20 protein-coding genes are annotated in these 20641 nt (G+C 63.8%); 9 read left to right on the forward strand and 11 right to left on the reverse strand.

Features of this window, described 5'->3' with window-relative positions; genetic code table 11:
* Positions 1-91: 91 nt before the first annotated feature.
* The 3 genes from FJ434_RS21015 to FJ434_RS21025 all read right to left on the reverse strand — a co-directional run bounded on the left by FJ434_RS21015 (position 92) and on the right by FJ434_RS21025 (position 2531).
* Complete coding sequence (locus tag FJ434_RS21015; protein ID WP_140712358.1) at positions 92-700, reverse strand: glutathione S-transferase family protein; 609 nt, start codon at positions 698-700, stop codon at positions 92-94.
* An 83-nt stretch (positions 701-783) separates the two neighbouring features.
* Positions 784-1638 carry an EAL domain-containing protein gene (locus tag FJ434_RS21020; RefSeq protein ID WP_140751174.1) on the reverse strand — a complete coding sequence of 285 codons (855 nt, stop codon included), beginning with the start codon at positions 1636-1638 and terminating at the stop codon, positions 784-786.
* Complete coding sequence (locus FJ434_RS21025; protein WP_140751185.1) at positions 1635-2531, reverse strand: EAL domain-containing protein; 897 nt, start codon at positions 2529-2531, stop codon at positions 1635-1637. Before FJ434_RS21025 ends, FJ434_RS21020 begins: the two co-directional genes overlap by 4 nt.
* Before the next feature lie 216 nt (positions 2532-2747).
* Here FJ434_RS21025 and FJ434_RS21030 point away from each other — a divergent pair, with 216 nt between their 5' ends.
* Positions 2748-3950, forward strand: coding sequence for a pyridoxal phosphate-dependent aminotransferase (locus tag FJ434_RS21030; protein WP_140505042.1), 1203 nt, complete (start codon positions 2748-2750; stop codon positions 3948-3950).
* 77 nt (positions 3951-4027) lie between these two features.
* Here FJ434_RS21030 and FJ434_RS21035 read toward each other — a convergent pair whose 3' ends face one another.
* Complete coding sequence (locus tag FJ434_RS21035) at positions 4028-4423, reverse strand: cupin domain-containing protein (protein WP_140751172.1); 396 nt, start codon at positions 4421-4423, stop codon at positions 4028-4030.
* 238 nt (positions 4424-4661) lie between these two features.
* Between FJ434_RS21035 and FJ434_RS21040 the strand changes: the two genes are divergently transcribed.
* The 3 genes from FJ434_RS21040 to FJ434_RS21050 all read left to right on the forward strand — a co-directional run bounded on the left by FJ434_RS21040 (position 4662) and on the right by FJ434_RS21050 (position 9683).
* On the forward strand, positions 4662-6254 hold the full coding sequence (locus tag FJ434_RS21040) for a bifunctional diguanylate cyclase/phosphodiesterase (RefSeq protein ID WP_140751170.1): 1593 nt from the start codon (positions 4662-4664) through the stop codon (positions 6252-6254).
* Between the two features lie 131 nt (positions 6255-6385).
* The gene (locus tag FJ434_RS21045) at positions 6386-8437 is read left to right on the forward strand and encodes an elongation factor G (RefSeq protein WP_140751169.1); all 2052 of its coding nucleotides are present in this window, start codon (positions 6386-6388) and stop codon (positions 8435-8437) included.
* 748 nt (positions 8438-9185) lie between these two features.
* The gene (locus tag FJ434_RS21050; RefSeq protein ID WP_140505034.1) at positions 9186-9683 is read left to right on the forward strand and encodes an isoprenylcysteine carboxylmethyltransferase family protein; all 498 of its coding nucleotides are present in this window, start codon (positions 9186-9188) and stop codon (positions 9681-9683) included.
* Between the two features lie 14 nt (positions 9684-9697).
* On the opposite strand, the gene FJ434_RS21055 is transcribed toward FJ434_RS21050, so the two are convergent.
* Both FJ434_RS21055 and trxB read right to left on the reverse strand, forming a co-directional pair.
* Positions 9698-10594 (reverse strand): LysR family transcriptional regulator, encoded by an 897-nt coding sequence (locus FJ434_RS21055; RefSeq protein WP_140751167.1) that lies wholly within the window; start codon positions 10592-10594, stop codon positions 9698-9700.
* A 91-nt stretch (positions 10595-10685) separates the two neighbouring features.
* A complete protein-coding gene (trxB, locus tag FJ434_RS21060; RefSeq protein ID WP_140505032.1) occupies positions 10686-11660 on the reverse strand; it encodes a thioredoxin-disulfide reductase in 975 nt (324 codons plus the stop codon).
* Positions 11661-11919: 259 nt separating this feature from the next.
* Here trxB and FJ434_RS21065 point away from each other — a divergent pair, with 259 nt between their 5' ends.
* Positions 11920-12399 carry an Lrp/AsnC family transcriptional regulator gene (locus tag FJ434_RS21065; RefSeq protein ID WP_027143279.1) on the forward strand — a complete coding sequence of 160 codons (480 nt, stop codon included), beginning with the start codon at positions 11920-11922 and terminating at the stop codon, positions 12397-12399.
* Between the two features lie 248 nt (positions 12400-12647).
* Entirely contained in the window at positions 12648-13442 is a 795-nt protein-coding gene (locus FJ434_RS21070; RefSeq protein WP_140505030.1) for a glycosyltransferase family 2 protein, read from the forward strand.
* A 3-nt stretch (positions 13443-13445) separates the two neighbouring features.
* Here FJ434_RS21070 and gmhB read toward each other — a convergent pair whose 3' ends face one another.
* The 4 genes from gmhB to FJ434_RS21090 form a co-directional block, all read right to left on the reverse strand.
* Entirely contained in the window at positions 13446-14087 is a 642-nt protein-coding gene (gmhB, locus tag FJ434_RS21075; RefSeq protein ID WP_140751165.1) for a D-glycero-beta-D-manno-heptose 1,7-bisphosphate 7-phosphatase, read from the reverse strand.
* The gene (locus FJ434_RS21080) at positions 14080-14652 is read right to left on the reverse strand and encodes an SIS domain-containing protein (RefSeq protein WP_140751163.1); all 573 of its coding nucleotides are present in this window, start codon (positions 14650-14652) and stop codon (positions 14080-14082) included. The genes gmhB and FJ434_RS21080 overlap by 8 nt, the downstream gene beginning before the upstream one ends.
* A gap of 8 nt (positions 14653-14660) precedes the next feature.
* Entirely contained in the window at positions 14661-16154 is a 1494-nt protein-coding gene (gene rfaE1 / locus FJ434_RS21085; protein WP_140751161.1) for a D-glycero-beta-D-manno-heptose-7-phosphate kinase, read from the reverse strand.
* 136 nt (positions 16155-16290) lie between these two features.
* The gene (locus FJ434_RS21090; protein WP_140751159.1) at positions 16291-16923 is read right to left on the reverse strand and encodes a LysE family translocator; all 633 of its coding nucleotides are present in this window, start codon (positions 16921-16923) and stop codon (positions 16291-16293) included.
* Between the two features lie 144 nt (positions 16924-17067).
* Between FJ434_RS21090 and rfaD the strand changes: the two genes are divergently transcribed.
* The 3 genes from rfaD to waaC are packed head-to-tail and all read left to right on the forward strand — an operon-like array spanning position 17068 to position 19969.
* Entirely contained in the window at positions 17068-18018 is a 951-nt protein-coding gene (rfaD, locus tag FJ434_RS21095; RefSeq protein WP_140751157.1) for an ADP-glyceromanno-heptose 6-epimerase, read from the forward strand.
* Complete coding sequence (waaF, locus tag FJ434_RS21100; RefSeq protein WP_140712376.1) at positions 17991-18998, forward strand: lipopolysaccharide heptosyltransferase II; 1008 nt, start codon at positions 17991-17993, stop codon at positions 18996-18998. The genes rfaD and waaF overlap by 28 nt, the downstream gene beginning before the upstream one ends.
* Positions 18995-19969: a lipopolysaccharide heptosyltransferase I gene (gene waaC / locus FJ434_RS21105; protein WP_140751155.1), complete on the forward strand. Its 975-nt coding sequence runs from the start codon at positions 18995-18997 to the stop codon at positions 19967-19969. Before waaF ends, waaC begins: the two co-directional genes overlap by 4 nt.
* A gap of 139 nt (positions 19970-20108) precedes the next feature.
* Here waaC and greA read toward each other — a convergent pair whose 3' ends face one another.
* Positions 20109-20582 (reverse strand): transcription elongation factor GreA, encoded by a 474-nt coding sequence (gene greA / locus FJ434_RS21110; RefSeq protein WP_023671981.1) that lies wholly within the window; start codon positions 20580-20582, stop codon positions 20109-20111.
* Positions 20583-20641 lie beyond the last annotated feature (59 nt).

Here is a 20641-nt window from a genome sequence, read left to right on the forward strand (position 1 = left end):
AATGCGCCTGGAATGACGACTATCTCATCAATGCCATCACTCATATGCGATAGCCCTGCCGTGAACGGGGAGAAGGACGCTGTGGCAACGCCTACCCCACCCACTCGATCGGCACATGCCCCGGGTCAGCCTCCACGCGGCCGAGCCATGCGACCACGGCCGGATAGGCGTCGAGCTGGAAGCCGCCCTGCTCCGCCGTGTGGGTATAGGCATAGAGCGCGATGTCGGCGATGCTGAATGCGCGGCCGGCGAAGAAGGCGTTGCTTTCGAGATATGTGTTCATGACGCCGAGCGCTTTGTTGCCGCGCTCCAGCGTCGCCGCCAGCCGCTCCGGCGTCGCATCCGCTGCCCGCTCGGGAAAAGTCAGCAGCGCCTTGCGCACGGCGATATAGGGCTCGTGGCTGTATTGTTCGAAGAACAGCCATTGATAGGCGAGCCCGCGCTCGTATTTGTCCGTCGGCAGCAGGCGCGTGCCTTCGGCGAGATAGAGCAGGATGGCATTGGATTCTGCCAGCCGCCGGCCATCGTCCAATTCCAGCAGCGGCACCATCGCGTTCGGGTTCTTGGCGACAAACTCAGCTTTGCGCGTATCGCCGGTATGCGAACTCACCTCGACAGTGGTGAAGGCGAGGCCGAGCTTGGCCATCAGCAGCCGCGGCTTGTAGCAATTGCCGCTGTCGATCATGCTGTAGAGTATCATTGTGGTTCCCCGGAGCGCTGCTTCTGCGTGCGGATTATCGCAGCGGCGCCATCATCAACCAGTGATTTCTTTTGGCGCGACCATCAACGCCGCTTATGCAACGGCACGACCTTGTTGTCGAAGCCCAGCAGCGCATCGACCGCAAGCGGCTCTTCGTTGAAGATGGTGCCGGCAAGCGCGGGACGCCCGAGAAGAAAACCCTGCAGCAAATCGACCCCGCCTTCGAGCGCGACACGCAGGTGGGTGGGCTGCTCGATGCCTTCGACCAGCACCTTGGCGCCGCGGTCGTGCAGGCTGGACACCAGCGGGCGGAAGAAGCGTTCCGCGGCGGCGTGGCGGCAGAATTCCGCGAACCAGCCGCCATCGATCTTGACGATGTCGGGCTGAAGCAAGCTCACCCGCTCCTCGGTCGAATGGCCGGTCCCGAAATCATCGATGGCAATGCGGATGCCGTCGCGTCGCATTTCACGCACCAGCCTTGCCAGCAGCGCGTCGTCCGCCGCCTGTTCGGTGATTTCACAGACCAGCATGGCGGGCGCCAGGCCGAGTTCGTCGAGATGCCGGCTCATCAGCCGGATCTCGGCCAGCGCACGTCCAGCATGGTCGTTGACCAGTGGATTATAGTTGAAGAACAGGTCGAGCCCGTCGACGCCGATATTGTGGAAATTCCTGAGATGCAGCACGCGGCACATGGTTTCGACGAACAGCCGGTCCGAAGCCGCGACGCTGTCGAAGAACATCCGCGGCGACCCCGGCCGGCCGGCGCGGTGCGGCTCGATCAGGCCTTCGACGGCCACCGGTTGCAAGCTGCCGCCGCGCGGGGCGTAGATCGGCTGGTAGGCGCTGCGCAGGCGGAAGTCGCCATGGACGCCATATTCGATGCCGATCTCGTCGGCGAAGATCGCATCGCCCATGGTGCGCCGCCGCTCGAGGCTCATGGCGATACCCTGCGTCCGAAGGCTTTTGCGGGCCGCCCCTTGCGCGGCGTCGCGGTGACGGGAGCGGACGCATGGCTTGCGGCGGGGGCAGGTTCCGGACTGCTCTTTGCGAAAGCGCGGAAACTCGTCGGCGCCAGTTCGGGACGGGCCAGCACGTAACCCTGGACCATCGAGGCGCCCGATCGCTCGGCCAGCTCCAGTTGCCAACCTTCCTCGATACCCTCGAACACGGTGCGGATGCCCTGGTCCTCGAAGCTCCTCACCATGGACGTCAGCAGCGCGAAACCAGCGCCCGATTCCATCAGTTGCGTGATCCAGTGCGCATCGAACTTGACGATGTCAGGGCTCAGCTCCTTGACGCGGGTGATGTCGGAATCGTCGGCGCCATAGTCGTCGACGGCGATCCGGAAGCCGTTGGCTCTGAGCGCGGCGACGAAGCCGTGCAGGGTCTCCTGCGATGCCGATCTCTGCTCCGTCACCTCACAAACGACGCGGCCCGGATCGATACCGGCCTCGTGCAGCACCAGCCGCATGTCACGCAAGGCGTTGTCGACGATCGATCGCTCGGTGAACACCGACGGGTCGAAATTGACGAAGATCGATGCCTCCCGCGGCAGGCAGGCGCCGGCATTGAGCAGATGCAGTGTCCTGGTCAGCGCTTCGACATGCAGGCGGTCGACCGCCGGACATGTCGAGAAGAAGGTCATCGGCGATTGCGGCTCGCCGTCGCGAAATGGGCGGATCAGCCCTTCGAAGGCGGCGACCGACAGCTTGCCCTCGTTGAAGGCAAAGATCGGCTGGAAGGCGCTTTGCAGCGTATAGATGCCCCAGACACCGCTCGAGGTGCCGTCATCATGACGGATGATATGGTCAAGTCCGATGCTGCGTGACAAGCGTTCCTCGCTCCGCGACCAGGCGGAATTGAACGGCGATCCTGCCATGCAAGCCTCTACCGCCCGTTAATGAATTTATTGTTGCCGATCACGCCTCGTTGACCGCGCCACGCCACCTGGCCCAGCCGACAAGGCTTGCACTGACGGGAATGTTGCGACATGAGAAGCGCCGCGGCCGCTCCTGGCCGCGCCGATCCTTTGGAGAGACAAAAGGTCATGGCCTTTCTTGCCGACACCCTTTCCCGCGTTAAGCCTTCCGCCACCATCGCGGTGACGCAGAAAGCCCGCGAGCTGAAAAATGCCGGCAGGGACATCATTGGCCTTGGCGCCGGCGAGCCTGATTTCGACACGCCCGACAACATCAAGAATGCGGCGATAGAGGCCATTCGCCGTGGCGAGACTAAATATCCGCCGGTTTCGGGCATCGTGCCGCTGCGCGAGGCGATCGCGAAGAAGTTCAAGCGCGAGAACAATCTCGACTACAGGCCCGAGCAAACCATCGTCGGCACCGGCGGCAAGCAGATCCTGTTCAACGCCTTCATGGCGACGCTGAACCCCGGCGACGAGGTCATCATCCCTCGCCCCTACTGGGTCAGCTATCCCGAAATGGTGGCGATCTGCGGCGGCACGTCGGTGTTTGCCGACACCTCGATCGACAACGGCTTCAAGCTGACCCCCGCGGTGCTGGAAAAGGCGATCACGCCGAAGACCAAATGGCTCTTGATGAACTCGCCGTCCAACCCGTCGGGCGCGGCCTATACGGAGGCCGAATTGCGCGCGCTGGCCGATGTACTGTTGAAGCATCCGCAGGTCTGGACGCTGACCGACGACATGTATGAGCACCTGACCTATGGCGACTTCGTCTTCAAGACCATCGCTGAGGTCGAGCCCAGGCTCTACGAGCGCACGCTGACCATGAACGGTGTCTCGAAAGCCTATGCGATGACCGGCTGGCGCATCGGCTATGCCGCCGGTCCCGTCCAGTTGATCAAGGCGATGGACATGATCCAGGGCCAGCAGACCTCTGGCGCCTGCACCATCGCGCAATGGGCTTCCGTCGAGGCGCTCAACGGCCCGCAGGACTTCATCGCCAAGAACAAGGCGATCTTCCAAGGCAGGCGCGACCTCGTCGTATCGATGCTCAACCAGGCGCGCGGCATCACGTGCCCGTCGCCGGAAGGCGCCTTCTATGTCTATCCGTCCTGCGCCCAGCTGATCGGCAGGAAGACAAAGGCCGGCAAGGTGATCGACACCGACGAGACCTTCTGCTCGGAACTGCTCGAGGCAGAGGGCGTCGCGGTGGTGTTCGGCTCGGCCTTCGGCCTCGGCCCCAATTTCCGCATCTCCTACGCCACCTCGGAGACGCTGCTGGAGGAAGCCTGCACGCGCATCCAGCGCTTCACGGCATCGCTGACCTGATCAGGTAAGTCCAAAACAAACCCGGCGTCACCGCTTTCAGGCGTTACCGCCGGGTTTTGTCAACCCAGGCTCAGCACTCAGCCGCCATATTGCGCCGGCGTCACCGCTTCCAGCCAATCGGCATGGACGCCGTCAAGCGCCTCCTGCATGGCGATGTGCGTCATTGCCGATTTCGGCGCCGCGCCATGCCAATGCTTCTCGCCGGGCGCGAATGAGATGACGTCACCGGCCCTGATTTCCTGGATTGGTCCATCCCATGTCTGGGCCAGGCCGGCGCCAGCAGTCACATAAAGCGTCTGGCCAACCGGATGCGTGTGCCAGTAGGTGCGCGCGCCCGGCTCGAAACTGACCAGCGTGGCCCTGAGCCGCGCCGGCGCCTCCGTCTCGATGATCGGCGTCTGCAGAACCCGGCCGGTGAAGTATTTGTCCGGCGCTATGATGGTCGGCACGCTGCCGCAAGCAATGATCTTCATCGTCTGACCCTGGAGTTGGTGGGAGCTGGCGAGACGCCGGCCCCTTGAAGTGAGCCGCATTCTCGGTCTGGATTGGCCCTGATGCAACCGCCCTTGTCACCTCGCTTGGACGAAGGCCTGATTCTTCTCTTAACCATGACCCTTGCCGGCACGGGACCGCCAAGCGAAATGCCGGCGAATTCAATGTCTTGTTAACGGCTGCGCACTAGCCGTTAGCCTGCATTGCGGGGGCTGGCGGATGAGCATACTAGCAACGATCAAGGACCACAGCGGCCGGATCTATCGCGGTATCCAGTCGCTGCTCGTGATCAGCATCGGCGCGGCGGTGCTTGGTGCTTTCGACGTCTCGCGAAACCTGTCCGCCGGCGGTGCCTTCGCCATCTCGATCCTGGCCACGAGCCTGGCCTTGCTGGCGTTGATGTACATGCGCAGCAGCGTCGTCCATCGTCTCCAGTCGGCCGCCGCGGCGGAGGCCGAGAAACATCATTTCCTCACCAGGGATGCGATGACCGGCGCCATGACGAGACGTTATTTCCTCGAAGCGCTGCGCGAAGGCCTGGGCACCAGACGCGACAGGCGCGAGGCAGCCTTGCTCTTGATCGACCTCGACCATTTCAAGCAGTTGAACGACACGTTCGGACACCAGTTCGGCGACCTTACCTTGGCGCATCTGGTCAAGACCGCCGAGCGCGTCTTTGCCGGCGCCATGGTCGGACGCCTCGGCGGCGACGAATTCGGTGTCATCATTCCCCATGGCGACCTGGCGGCCATCAACAAGGATGTCAGACGATTGCTGGATGCCATGCGCGACGGCAAATCGCATGAAGGCAAGACCATTCCGCTCTCCATTTCGATCGGCGTCGCCCTGGCGCCGGCCCACGCCTCGAACACGACGGAACTGATGCTGGTTGCCGATCTGGCGCTTTATGAAAGCAAGGCGGCGGGCCGTGGCCGCGTCACCGTCTTCGATGAGGAGATGCTGTCCGACAAGCGCTACCGGCGTCTGGTCGAACGGGAATTGCGCGCCGCGGTCTATCTGGGCGAACTCGAACTGCATTATCAGCCGATCGTCAGCCCGGACGGTTCCACCGAGGCGTTCGAGGGGCTGATCCGCTGGCGCCACCCGGTTCGCGGCCTGATCGCGCCGGCCGAGTTCATTGCGATCGCCGAACGGTCGACGTTGATCGACATGCTCGGCGAATGGGTGTTCAAACGGGCTTGTGCCGATATCGGCCAGTTCCCCGGCCACCGCATTTCCATCAACGTCTCCGGCGAGCAGCTCAAGCGCGACGAGATCGTCACCATGTGCGACCGCGTGCTGAAGGACACTGGCCGGTCGGCATCACAGTTCATCATCGAGATCACCGAGACGGTGGCGACCGCCGCCACGCCCGAGATCCTGCGGCGCCTCGAGGCATTGCGTGGCCTCGGCTTTCACATAGCCCTCGACGATTTCGGCACCGGCCATTGCGGCTTCAACTATCTGAAGACCTTGCCCGTGGATATCATCAAGATCGATCGCTCCTACATCCGCGCCCTCGCCCATGACCAGGTAGCGCAGATATTCGTCTCGGCGCTGGCCCAGATCGCGCGCATCCAGCAGGTCACCATCGTGGCGGAAGGCGTGGAGACGGCGGAAGAATTCGCTCTCGCCAAGGCTGCCGGGTGCAATCGTTTCCAAGGTTATTTTCTTCGGCAGGCCGGCGCCTCGCGGCAAGCTCGCGCTGCTTGCCGGCCGCTCGGTCGAACCGCTCGCGCTCAGCGCCTGAGCCGGCCAGCCCCACCGGCCTCCTATTTTCCTTGCCCTCCCGGCAAACAAGTGGGACGATAATCGCGGGCAGGTCGAAACAGACCCACCCGCGACGGTCGAACAGGCCGGCCGCCGCTCAGGACCGATTGACCTTGGCCTGAACCATGAATGCCAGTCGGTCCCCAGGAAAAACGCCTGAGTGGAGGTCAGCCATGGGTAATCGCGCCGGAGGACGACGCACGGGACCGAAATGCATTGCCATAGTCGGTCCCTTCGCAAGCGGTAAGACGACACTTCTCGAAGCCATATTGGCCCGTACCGGCGCCATTCCCCGCCAGAACCCGGTTTCCTCTGGCAATACCGTTTCAGATCATTCGCCCGAAGCCCGCGCCCACGCCATGAGCGTCGAGGCGTCGATCGCCACCACCGAATTCATGGGCGAACAGTTCACCTTCATCGACTGCCCCGGGTCGATCGAATTCTCCTTCGAGGCCGAACCGGTGCTGGCCGCTTGCGATGTCGCGGTGGTCGTGGCCGAGGCCGACGAAAAGAAGATTCCCGCTTTGCAGCTCATCATGCGCAAGCTCGACGATCTCGGCGTGCCGCGCATCCTGTTCCTCAACAAGGTCGACAAGGCGATCGCGGGCGTGCGCGACACGCTGAAGATGCTGCAGCCGACAAGTGCCGCGCCGCTGCTTCTGCGTCAGATCCCGCTGCGCAAGGACGGCGTCGTCATCGGCTCGATCGATCTGGCGCTGGAGCGCGCCTACATCTACCGCGAATATGCCGAGAGCGAGGTGGCTCAGATACCAAGCGACGACAAGGCGCGCGAACTGGAGGCCCGCTTCTCCATGCTGGAGACGCTGGCCGACCATGACGATCAGCTGATGGAGCAGTTGCTGGAAGAGATCGAACCGCCCAAGGACGCGATCTTCGACGATCTCGCCGCAGATCTGCGCGACGGCGCGGTGACGCCGGTGCTGATCGGCACCGCCGAGAAAGGCAATGGCGTGCTGCGCCTCTTGAAAACGATCCGCCATGACGCGCCCGACATCGAGGCGACCCGCAAGCGGCTCGGCGCTCCGGACGGCAATGCGACGGTGGTCCAGGTGATGAAGACCATCCACACGCCGCATGGCGGCAAACTGTCGGTGTCGCGCATCCTGTCCGGCCAGGTCGCCGACAGCTCGGAACTATGGCTGCCCGGCGGCGACACCGCCAAGGTTTCCGGCATCTACAGGATGCTGGGCAAGGACCAGGTCAAGCTGACCACCGCCAGGGCCGGCGATACCGTGGCGCTCGGCAAGCTGGACACGGTCAAGACCGGCCAGACGCTGACTTCGGCCAAGGGCGGGGCCAAACAGCTCTTCGATGTCGAGCCGCCGCAGCCGGTCTTCGCCTTCGCACTGCGCCCCAAGGAGCGCAAGGACGAGGTCAAGATGTCGGCCGCCATCCAGCGCCTGGCCGAGGAAGATCCCTCGCTCAGCCTGCACCACAATCAGGACTCGGCCGAGACCGTGCTGTCAGGCCATGGCGAGATGCATCTGCGCGTCGTGCGCGAGCGGCTGGAGGGCAAGAACCAGATCCCGGTCGAGGGCCATGCGCCAGCGGTGCCCTATCGCGAGACGATCCGCAAACCGGTGCAGCAGCGCGGCCGCCACAAGAAACAGTCGGGCGGCCACGGCCAGTTCGGCGATGTGGTGATCGAGATCAAGCCGCTGCCGCGCGGCTCCGGCTTCCAGTTCACCGACACCATCACCGGCGGCGTCGTCCCGAAGACTTACATCCAGTCGGTTGAAACAGGCATACGCGATTACCTCAAGTCCGGCCCGCTCGGGTTTCCCGTGGTCGACATCGCTGTCAACCTGTCGGACGGCTCGTACCATGCGGTCGATTCCTCCGACATGGCTTTCCAGATGGCGGCCAAGCTCGCCATGAAGGAAGGCATGGCCGCCTGCTCGCCGGTGCTTCTGGAGCCGGTGATGAAGGTCGAGATCGTCACGCCGTCGGACGCGACGTCGAAGATCATCGCACTGATCCCGCAACGGCGCGGCCAGATCCTCGGCTATGACGCGCGGCCCGACTGGCCTGGATGGGATGTCGTCGAGGCGACCATGCCGCAGGCCGAGATCGGTGATCTGATCATCGAGCTGCGGTCGGCCACTTCAGGCGTTGCCAGCTACCGGGCCGCCTTCGACCACATGGCCGAGCTGACTGGCCGTCTCGCCGACGAGGCGATGAACGCCAACGGCAAGGCCGCCTGATTTCGCCCGGTGGCCGATTTGGAATGCATGTGAAGCGCCCGCTTCGAAGGATCGAGGGGGGCACAAACCAAAAACGACGCCCGGGAGGCCGGACGCCGTTTTGTTTTGCGGACCGTTTTCTTGGGAGGAAAAACGGCAGGTCCGCCGCGTGCAAGATCGCCGCGCTTCGGCGAGAAAAGGTTCGGACGCGGTAGCCGCCTGAGCCCGGGTCGTCCGAGTGATGCCCCCATCTCCCGTCCGAACCACACCGCGTCCTATGATCCATTTAGCAGATGAGGGATGTCCTTGTCATGTTACCAGAGGTTACATGACACTGTTACGCGGCAATTCTGGTGAACTTTTCAGCCATCCCATTGGCATGCAGGCAACAAAAAAGCCGGATCAATGAAGATCCGGCTGAGTTTGATTGGAAGTGCCTGTTAAGGCTAACCTCCAGAGGGGAACACTCGAGGGCGCTAATGGGAGGAGAACGCGCCCAGGAGATGATTTATATATGTGCTCATCATGCCCAAGAAACAAGCATCTATTTTGCAACACACGCATGCAAAAAGGCACAGGCTGTGGTCCAACCCGTTCCAGAAGCCAATAGGACCAGCAGAATCGTGAAGATGAAGCTCGCTTTCGGGTCATTGTCGTCTCGAAAACGCCGATGCCGGCCGATTCTGCTCCCCAAATGCCGAAAAACACTGATGATGTGGAATGAGGCAGCAATGGTTTAATTCAAAGGCAGTCAGGCGGAGATCAACCAATGCGTAGGTTTTCGGCGATTGCCGGCAGCGGCATTTTCCTGATTGCGGCCCCTGGCGTGGTCGCCGGGCTGATTCCCTGGCTGCTCAGCGCTCGCTGGGGCCTGCCATGGTCGCCCCTGCCCGGCCTTGTCTTCGCCGGCGGCGTGCTCATCGTCGCCGCCGCCGCCGTGCTGCTGCATGCCTTCGCCCGCTTCGCACTGGAGGGGCTGGGCACACCCGCCCCTGTCGCACCGACCGAAAGGCTGGTGATCGGCGGCATCTACCGCCATGTCCGCAATCCGATGTATGTCGCCGTGCTGTCGATCATTCTCGGCCAGGCGCTGCTGTTTTCGAGCTGGTCGATCGCCGCGTACGCGGCAATCGCGGCGGCTGCCATGGTGACCTTCGTCAAGCTCTATGAGGAGCCGACGCTCGCCGGCCGCTATGGCGCCGAATACGAAGCCTACCGCCGCAACGTACCGGGCTGGCTGCCGCGGATTACACCTTGGAAAGAATAGGCTTTGACCTTGGATCAGAAGGACCAGCTTCTGGCCTTGGCGATGATGAAGTCGCGGAACACGTGCAGCTTGGCCTGGTTCTTCATCGCGTCGGGATAAGCGAAATAGGTGTCGAAGGACGGCACCTCGGTTTCCGGCAGCAGCTGCACCAAGCCGGAATCCTTGCTGATGACATAGTCCGGCAACATGGCGATGCCGGCGCCGCCCTGCACGGCGCGTTTGATCGACAGGATGTCGTTGATCTGCAGCGACGGCACGCGCTGGCCGCTCTCGAAATCGCCGACCGTCTCCAGCCAGTTCAACTCCGACAGATGCGACGGCACAGGCAGGCCGAAGGTGACGATGCGATGGTTTCTCAACTCTGCGATAGAGCCCGGCTTGCCGTGCTTGGCGACGTAGGATGGCGCTGCGTAGAGATGGAAATGCACGGTGAACAGGCGGCGCTGGATCAGGTCCGGCTGCTGCGGCTGGCGCAGCCGGATGGCGCAATCGGCCTGGCGCATGGTGAGGTCGAGCTCCTCATTGGCGAGGATCAGCTGCAGGCTGACTTCGGGATAGAGTTCGATGAACTCCTGCACCCGTTCGGTCAACCAGCCGGCGCCGAGGCCGACGGTCGTCGTTACTCTGAGCACGCCGGACGGCCGGTCCTTGGTCTCGGTCAGCCGCGACTTGATGGTTTCCAGCTTCATCAGCACGTCATGCGCCGTGCGGAACAGCATCTCACCCTGTTCGGTCAGCACCAGGCCGCGTGCATGGCGGTTGAACAGAGGCACGCCGACATCGTGTTCGAGCGCGCTGACCTGCCTCGAGATCGCCGATTGCGACAGATGCAGGGTCTCGGCCGCATGCGTAAACGACCCCGCTTCCGCCGCAGCGTGAAACACGCGTAGCTTGTCCCAGTCCAACGCCATGATTTCCCCTCGTTCCGGTTGGCGTTTGAATGAAAAATCAGGCTTTTACACGGCGCTTCTAAGCCGATTTTCTAACAGTTTTGCGAGCCGCCTATTCCGCTGCCTCGCGATGCACCTCGATGCCGGCCAGATATTTTTCCGCTTCGAGCGCGGCCATGCAGCCGAGCCCCGCCGCCGTCACCGCCTGCCGGTAGATATCGTCCGTCACGTCGCCGGCGGCGAAGACGCCAGGCACGTCGGTGCGCGTCGAATCCGGTGCTGTCCACAGATAGCCGTTCGGCTTCTGCTTCAGCTTACCGGCGAACAGCTCGACCGCGGGCGCATGGCCGATGGCCACGAAGACGCCGTCGACCTTGAGGTGGCTCTCGGCACCGGTCACGGCATGCCTGAGCTTCAGCCCCTCGACCGAAGGCGGCAGCGGTGCCTTGCCGGGGCGCCCGGTGATCTCGTCGACGATCGTGTCCCAGATGACGCGGACATTGTCCTTCTTCAACAGCCGCTCACGCAGGATGCGCTCGGCACGGAAGTCCGAGCGCCTGTGGATGACGGTGACGCTCTTGGCGAGGTTGGACAGATAGAGCGCCTCCTCCACCGCCGAATTGCCGCCGCCGACCACCGCGACATCCTTGCCGCGATAGAAGAAGCCGTCGCAGGTGGCGCAGGCGGAAACGCCGAAGCCCATGAAGTCCTGCTCGGTCGGAATGCCCAGCCACTTGGCCTGCGCGCCGGTGGCGATGATCAGCGCATCGGCCGTGTAGGTCGTGCCGGAATCGCCCTTGGCGCGGAACGGCCGCACATTGAGGTCGACCTCGGTGATGATGTCGTTGATGATGTCGGTGCCGACATGCTCGGCCTGCTTGAGCATCTGCTCCATCAGCCACGGCCCCTGGATCGGATCGGCGAAGCCGGGATAGTTTTCGACATCCGTGGTGATCATCAGCTGGCCGCCCTGCTGCAGGCCGGCGACGAGCATCGGCTTCAGCATCGCACGCGCGGCATAGACCGCCGCCGTATAGCCGGCCGGACCGGAACCGATGATGAGAACGGGCGCATGCTTGGTGATCATCTGGAGCCTCTGCGGGGCGGACACGGGTGTGCCTTGGAAAAAGACGTGGAATATCGCGCTTAATGTAAGGGCTGCCAGCCACGCCAGCAAGACGAACGGACCGTCGTCCCCGGAAAGCTTCGGCCCATATGGATTTTCGCGCGACGAGCGCTTTCGTTACCTCTCTAAAATCCCGTCGACGGGGGCTGGCTTCGAGACAAAAGTCGTTTAACTACAAATCGCGAAAGATTCTTGCGCCATACCGATGATCGAGAACCCAATGCCCCTCAAGGCCGATCTGGACGCCATTGACTGGAAGATCCTGCGCGAGCTTCAGTCGGACGGGCGCATGACCAATGTCGAGCTCTCGAACCGCGTCGGCATTTCCGCACCGCCCTGCCTGCGCCGGGTCAAGCGGCTGGAGGAAGCCGGCATCATCCGCGGCTATCGCGCGCTGCTCAACGCGCCTGCGCTCGGCCTCGATGTCGTCGCCTTTTGCCTGGTCGGGCTGCATCATCAGGCCGATGCCGAACTGCGCATTTTCGCCGAGCGCACGCGCGGCTGGCCGATCGTGCGCGATGCCTGGATGGTGTCGGGCGAGTCCGACTTCCTGCTGCATTGCGTGGCCAGCGACCTCGGCAGCTTCCAGACCTTCGTCATCGAGGAACTGACCTCGACGCCGAACGTCGACACGGTGCGCACGGCGCTCACCATCCGCCGCGTCAAGGATGAGGGTTTGGTGTCGTTCGAACGCCCCTGAGGCCAGGCGAACGCCCGTGCGCCGGGCGAATTCCTTGCGTTCGCCACATCGGCGCCGCGTTGGTATTCGAAAGACGCCGATATGCAAGGCTGAACGGCTCTGCCGGACTTCACTGCTCGACTGGGCGCTTGACTGGTTTCTCAAGCAATTCCAGGAAGGGTGTGTAACGGTTTTCCGCCCGGAATTGCTTGAGAACAGATGGCACGAGCAGCGTGAATTCCGAGATAATCCGCCATGGGAAGGGGACCATGACCCGTTTTGCAAGTCCGGTCTCGGCGCTCATCATCTGCGTGAACGAGGCCGACATGATCGGCCCGTGCCTGGAAAGCATCGATTTCTGTGCCGAGATCATCATCGTTGATTCCGGCTCGACGGATGGCACCGTCGAATGCATTGAAAGCTATATCGCAAAGGGCTATCCGATAACGCTGCTGCACAATGATTGGCCCGGCTTCCCCCGCCAACGGCAATTCGCGCTCGACCACGCCAACCAGCCCTGGTGTCTTTCGATCGACCCGGACGAGCGCGTCGACGACCGGTTGCGGCAGTCGATCGTGGCCATCACCCAGGCGGCCGGCGGTAAGGCCAGCGGGTGGTACATGCGCCGCCGCGACTGGCTGAAGGGCTACGGCTATGCCCATCGCTGGGTGCTGCACAACAGGCTGCTCAGGCTTTTCCGCAGGGAAGGCGCCACCATGGATCTCACCGCGCGGGTGCATGAATCCGTTCGCGTGCCGGGCGAAACCGACACGATCGAAGACGGTGTCCTGCTGCATCGCCGTGAAATATCGGTCGAGGAGGATCTTGCCAGGGCCAACGCATATTCCGGCCTCAAGGCGGTCACGCTGGTTGAGAAAGGCAAGAAGCCCGGCCTGGTGCGGCTGGTGCTATCGCCGTTCGGCAATTTCCTCAAGTTCTACCTGGCCAAGCGCTACTTCCTGTGCGGCCGCCATGGCTTCGTCTACTCGATGTCGGTGATGATCTATTCCTTCGCCACCGAGGCCAAGCTCTACGAAGCCTCGCAACGCAACGACCAAGCGTAGGCCCTACGATCCGAGCGCGTCGATGGCGGCGAGCAGGCCGCCGAGATCGTGGTCGTCATGCAAGCGCCTGATGACGAAGCCGGGCTGAAGTGCCGCCTCACCATCGACCAGCCACCCCTGCGCAAGGCCCGCGCGTTGGCCGGCCTGCGTGTCGGCCAGCTTGTCGCCGACCACCAGGGAGAGCTGGAGGTCAAGATCAAGGCGCCTGCCCGCCTCTATCAGCATGCCCGGATTGGGCTTGCGCATCGGATGATCGGCTACAGCGAGAGGCCCGACGCCCGCCTCGTGATAGGCGCAGGCCAGCACCATGTCGACGGACACGCCCTGCCCGCGCAGCAGGTCGAGCACCCGGCCGTTCACGGCGGCAAAGGCACTCCAGCCGAAATAGCCGCGCGCGATGCCGGACTGGTTGGTGACCATGACGACCGGGATTCCGGCCCGGTTGGCGGCGGCGATTGCCGGCAGCATCTGCGGCCTCAGCTCGATCTCGGCCGGATCACTGGGATAGTCCGTGTCGACATTGATGGTGCCGTCGCGGTCCAGGAACAGCGCCGGCGACCGTGCCGGGAAAACCCGGCCGCCGATCCGCTCCACCCACAGGCCCGGTTCGGTCAATGGGTGCGGCTTCCCGATCCTGTCAGCCATTCGACAGGCGCGCTTCGACCACCTCGCACAGATAATGATAGAGGCACAAATGGCCCTGCTGGATGATCGGCGTCGAGGTCGAGGGTACGTTGAGCAGGATGTCGGTGAGCGGATTCAGCTTGCCGCCGGTATCGCCGGTCAGGCTGACCACCGTCATATCCATCATGCGCGCCTGTTCGGCCGCGGCGAGAATGCTCGGCGAATTGCCGCTGGTCGAGATCGCCAAAAGCACGCCGCCTGCAGCGCCATGCGCTTCGACCTGGCGCGAAAACACCGTATCGAAGCCGTAATCATTGCCCCAGGCGGTCAGCATCCCGGCGTTCGCCGGCAGCGCGATCACATTGTAGGCCTTGCGCTCCTTCAGGAAGCGGCCGACCAGTTCAGTGGCGATATGGATGGCGTCGCTGGCCGAGCCGCCATTGCCGCAGACCAGCAATGCCTTTCCAGACGAAAGCGCCGACACGACAGCGCTCACCGCTCGTTCCATCTCGCTGGTCAAATCCCGCGCGACCGTGGCAGTGATGGCGGCCGCCGAGCGGACCAGATAATCGTTCAATTCGGACATGAGATCCCTCAGTTGGTGGCGCTGCCGGCGCGTAGTTTGCCGATGGTGCCAGTGGTGCTCTTGCCGGCGACCAGGTCGACCAGCACGACGCGGCCGCCCGCCTTCTGCACCACATCGGCGCCGACCACGGTGTCGATCGTGTAGTCGGCGCCCTTCACCAGTATGTCGGGCAGAAGCGCCTCGATCAGCGCCAAAGGCGTATCCTCCTCGAACACCACCACGGCATCGACCGAGGCGAGCGCGGCGAGCACGCAGGCGCGATCATGCTGGTCGTTGACCGGGCGGCCCGGACCTTTCAGCCGCCGCACGGAGGCATCGCTGTTCAACCCGAGCACCAGCCGGTCGCACTGGCTGCGCGCCGCGTGCAGCAGGCTGACATGGCCAGCATGCAGGATATCGAAGCAGCCATTGGTGAAGCCGACGCTCAGACCTTCCGCCTTCCATCCCGCCACCATGCGCGCGGCCGAAGTAACGTCGAGGATGGCGTCCTTGTGCGCGGTCGGTCCGTGCGAGCGGAACAGCGCGCCGGTGAGTTCCTCGACACTCAGCCGCGCGGTGCCGCGCTTGCCGACCACGACGCCGCCGGCGGCGTTGGCGATCGAGGCCGCGGCGACAGGATCGGCACCGGCGGCAAGCGCCAGCGCGAAGGCCGCGATCACCGTATCGCCGGCGCCCGAGACGTCGAACACCTCGCGCGCCTGGGTGGCGATGTGGCGTGCCTCGTCGGGGCCGACCACGCTCATGCCCTTTTCGCTGCGGGTGGCGACGACGAAGTCGAAACCGTGCGCCGAAATCAGCTCGCGTGCCGCCGCGACGATCTCGTCATCGGCGAACACCGCATGGCCGACGGCCTCGCCAAGCTCCTTGCGGTTGGGCGTGACGGCGGTCGCCCCGGCATAGCGCGCATAGTCGCGACCCTTCGGATCGACCAGCACCGGCTTGCCCGCCTCTCGGCAGATGGCAATCAGTTCGGTGGCGACGCCGTCCAGCAATATGCCCTTGCCGTAATCGGACAGGATGACAATGTCCGCCTGTTTCAACGCATCCCGGAAACGGCGGATCAGCTCCGCCCGTTCGGCCTCGCCGAGCGGCTTGATCTCTTCCTCGTCGAAACGCAGCACCTGCTGGTTGAGCGCGCTGAAGCGGCTCTTCGACGAGGTCATGCGGCCGCGCTGCTGCACAAGCCCCGCCGTATCGGCGCCAAGCTCGCCCAGCATCCGCGCCAGGCTGTCGCCGGCAGGATCAGTGCCGATCACCGAGACCGGAACGGCGCGTGCGCCAAGCGAGACGATGTTGGCCACGACATTGCCGGCGCCACCCATCGCCGAGCTTTCGCCCCGCCCATGCAGCACCGGGATCGGCGCTTCCGGCGAGATCCGTTCGATGACGCCATTGACGAAGCGGTCGAGGATGAGGTCGCCGGCCACCAGCACGGCGACGTCGCCGAAGCGCGCGATGGCGCGGTGCAGGGGCTCGGGTGAAGGCGGATTGTGCTTGATCATGTCATCTGCCACGTGCGGAAAACGCCGATCTCAGATAGGTCGAAACACCAGATTTGCGAGGCCGGCCGGTCATGCCTGCGGATATACCGCAATTCGGCACAGCGCAACGCCAGGGGCAGAGGCAAACCCGGACAGGTCAGGTTTTCTGCAGGGCGACGTGGACGCCGAGGCCGACCAGTACCGCGCCGCCGGCCCGCTGCATCAGGCGCTGCGCCCCGCTCGAACGCCGCAGCCGTCCGATCACGAGGCCGGCCAGGAATACGCAGACGATGTCGGCCGAGGAGAACATCAGGTTGACGATCGTGCCCAGCACGACGAATTGCAGCCAGACCGGCAAGGTCGCCGAGGCATCGATGAACTGCGGCAGGAACGCCATGAAGAAGATCGCGGTCTTGGGGTTGAGCACCTCGACGGTGATGCTCTCGAAAAACGCCCGGCGGGCCGATTTGCGCTCGATCGCCGGCAGCGCCACGTCGCCCTCCACGCGCTTGCGAAACAGCGAAATGCCGAGCCAGATGAGGTAAAGCGCGCCGACCAGCTTGACCGCCATGTAGAGCGGCGGCACGGCATGGAACAGCACGGACAAGCCGGCGGCGGCGGCAAAGACATGCACATAGCCGCCGAGATGAATGCCGAGTGCCGCCGTCAGCCCCGACCAGCGCCCGCGCGCCATCGTTTGCGCGGCGGCGTAGAGCATCGCGGGACCCGGAATGTAGGCGAAGATCGCCGTGGTGGCGAAGAACGCGATCAGCAGTTCGGTCGACGGCATTTCTTGTCCCTCATGGTCCCGTCCAGCGGCGAACCGACAGAAGCGGCAGCTTTGCGGCGCCACTGTGACGCAATCACCTGCTTTGTCGACAGCCCGGCCAGCCTCCCTTATAAGGACCGGAATCGCACGCAAGCAGAGGCCTTCATGATCATCGTCACGGGCGGCGCCGGCATGATCGGCTCCAACATCGTCGCCGCGCTCAATGCGGAAGGCCATGACGACATCCTGGTCGTCGACGATCTCACCGACGGTCACAAGATCGCCAACTTGGCCGATTTGACGATAGCAGACTATCTCGACAAGGACGATTTCCTGACCCGCATGGAGGCCGGCTCGCTCGGCCGCATCGAAGCAGTGTTCCATCAGGGCGCCTGTTCGACCACCACCGAGTGGAACGGCAAGTTCATGATGGAGGTGAATTACGCCTATTCGAAACGGCTGCTGCATGCCTGCCAGGCGCTGCGCGTGCCTTTCCTCTACGCCTCCTCCGCTTCGGTCTATGGCGGCGGCGCCGAATTTCGCGAGGAGGCTGCGCTCGAGCGGCCGCTCAACGTCTATGCCTATTCCAAGAAACTCTTCGACGACTATGTCAGGCGCACGGTGTTCGACGCCGATCATTCGCAAGTCGCGGGGCTGCGCTACTTCAATGTCTATGGCCCGCGCGAAGCGCACAAAGGGGCCATGGCCTCGGTTGCCTTCCATCTGTTCAACCAGGTCGAGCGCGGCGAGAATCCGAAGCTGTTCGGTGCCCATGACGGCTTCGGGCCAGGCGAACAGAGCCGCGACTTCATCCATGTCGGCGATGTCGCCGACGTCAATCTGTGGCTGTGGAAGCACGGCGCGAGCGGCATCTTCAACTGCGGTACCGGGCACGCCCAGCCGTTCCGCGCCATCGCCGAAACGGTCATCGACACGCTGGGCAAGGGCGAGGTCGAGTTCATCCCCTTCCCCGACCATCTCAAGGGCAGCTACCAGAGTTTTACCCAGGCTGATATGTCCCGCTTGCGCGCGGCCGGCTATAACGGGCAATTCCGCACAGTAGAAACCGGCGTCAGAGACTATGTCGAATGGCTGAAAGCCCAACGATCCTCGTGATCGGCCCACGCTGGGTGGGCGATATGGTGATGGCGCAGTGCCTGTTCTCGGCGCTGAAGGAACGCCATCCCGACGCCGCGATCGATGTGCTGGCGCCCGCCTGGGCGGCACCACTGGTCAAGCGCATGCCCGAAATCCGCCAGCAGATCGACTTTCCGCTGCAGCCCGGCGCGCTCGAATTCACCCATCGCCGCCGCTTCGGCCGCCTGCTGCGCGGCCGCTACGACATGGCCTATGTCCTGCCGGGCAGCTGGAAGTCGGCGCTGATCCCGTTCTTTGCCCGCATTCCGCGTCGTTTCGGCCACCTTCGGGAAATGCGCTACGGCCTGCTGACCGACATCGTGCCATTGCCCGACGCCGTGAAACGGCGCACTGCTCAGGCCTATTTCGGGCTCGCCCAGGGCGGCAGTTTCCGCGCGCCCCGGCTGACCGTGGATCCGAAAAACCAAGCCGCCCTGCTCGACCGGGTCGGTCTGGCGCCGCGGGAATTCGTGGCCCTGATGCCCGGCGCCGAGTTCGGTCCGGCCAAGCGCTGGCCAAGTGAAAGCTACGCCGGCCTTGCCCGCGAATTCATGGGCAAAGGCTTGAAGGTCGCCCTGTTCGGTTCGAAGAACGATCGCGACGTGACGGCGGAGATCGCCGCCCTTGCCCCCGGTGTCGTCGACCTCGCCGGCCAGACGCGGCTGGAGGACGCCATCGACCTGATCGCGGCGGCAAGGCTCGCGGTCTCCAATGATAGCGGGCTGATGCATGTCGCGGCCGCCGTCGGCACGCCGATCGTTGCCGTCTACGGCTCGACCTCGCCTGAAAATACGCCGCCGCTGGCGGAGCGACGCGAACTGGTCTGGCTCGGCCTGTCCTGTTCGCCCTGCCACCGGAAAATCTGTCCGCTCGGCCACCTTAACTGCCTGAAGGCATTGGAAGTCCGGCAGGTCGCCGCGGCGGCCGACCGGCTGCTGGAACTTCCGGCCGCGGCATGAAGGCGCTGATCGTCAAGACCTCGTCGATGGGCGACGTCATCCACACCTTTCCGGCACTCGAGGATGCCAGCCTCAACCGGCCGGACGTGATCTTCGACTGGTGCGTGGAGGAGGCTTTTGCCGGCATCGTCGCCCTGCATCCAGCGATCGGCACCATCCATACGGTGGCGATAAGGCGCTGGCGAAAGAACCTTTTCGACACGAACACCTGGCGCGAGGCGGCGGCCTTGCGCCGTGCTTTGCGCGCCTGCCGGTATGACCTCATCATCGATGCGCAAGGCCTGCTGAAGTCGGCCCTGGTGGCGCGCCAGGCACGTGCGCCGATTGCCGGCTTCAACCGGTCGAGTGCGCGCGAACCCTCGGCGACGCTGTTCTACGACATCACCCACGCCGTGCCGCGCGACCTGCACGCCATCGAGCGGACACGGCGGCTGTTCGGGTTGGCGCTTGGCTACCAGCCCGATTTGTCGACCCTCGACTCCGGCATGGTGCCACCCTCCGGCAGTCTGGCCGGCATCGACGGCAAAACCGCCTTCCTGCTGCACGGCACCAGCCGCGAGGACAAGAAATGGCCGGTCGAGGACTGGATCGGAACTGCCAGCCTGCTGGTCGAGCGCGGCATGACGCCGGTCACCACCTGGTCCAACGAGCGTGAGAAGACGGTGGCCGAAGCGATCGCCAAGGCCGTGTCATCCACGGTCGTGGTGCCCAAATCGCCGCTGGCCGACATCGCGGCCATCCTCGGGCGCTCGACACTGGTCATCGGCGCCGACACGGGATTGACCCATCTCGCCAGCGCTTTCGGCCTGCCGACGGTTGCGGTATTTTTGGCGACGGAGCCGGGCTTGACCGGGCCGCGTGGGCCTTATGCGTCGACTTTGCTGGCGCCGGCCGGCGGGGGCGTGACGCCGACCGAGGTTGTGGCTGAGGCGGAGAAACTGTTGGCACTGAAATTACAAGCGCCGGCTTAGGACCTTTCAGAATTCGCTCTGGCGAGTCAAATAGCTTGATTCTTCGAGAACCGGAGCGGCGCGTACTTTAAGGTACGTTGAGCACCGGAAGCGCAGAAAACCGGGCTAGTTGGCGGCCAGAGTAGAATTATCAAAGGTCCTAAATAAACTGCACCTGGACGATCTCGTACCCGCGTGCGCCACCAGGCGCATTGACCTCGATGGCGTCGCCGACTTCCTTGCCGATGAGCGCACGGGCGATGGGCGAGGAGATCGAGATGCGGCCCGATTTCACGTCGGCTTCCTGGTCGCCGACGATCTGGTAGGTCTTCTTCTCCTCGGTGTCCTCGTCGACCAGCACCACGGTGGCGCCGAACTTGACCTTGTCGCCGCTGAGCTTGGTGACGTCGATCACCTCGGCGCGCGCGATATAATCCTCGAGCTCGTTGACGCGGCCCTCATTGAGGCTCTGCGCCTCTTTCGCGGCATGATATTCGGCATTTTCGGACAGGTCGCCATGCGAGCGCGCCTCGGAGATCGCCTCGATGATGCGCGGCCGCTCTTCCTGCTGGCGCCAGCGCAGTTCTTCCTTCAATGACGCGAACCCCTCGCCTGTCATCGGGACCTTGTTCATAGTGCCTGACCTTTCCTGCCGCCGCCCCCGCGTTTCGGGGGAAGCCTTGTCGTTGGGTA

The sequence above is a fragment of the Mesorhizobium sp. B2-5-13 genome, from assembly GCF_006440535.1.
Lineage (GTDB): Bacteria > Pseudomonadota > Alphaproteobacteria > Rhizobiales > Rhizobiaceae > Mesorhizobium > Mesorhizobium salmacidum.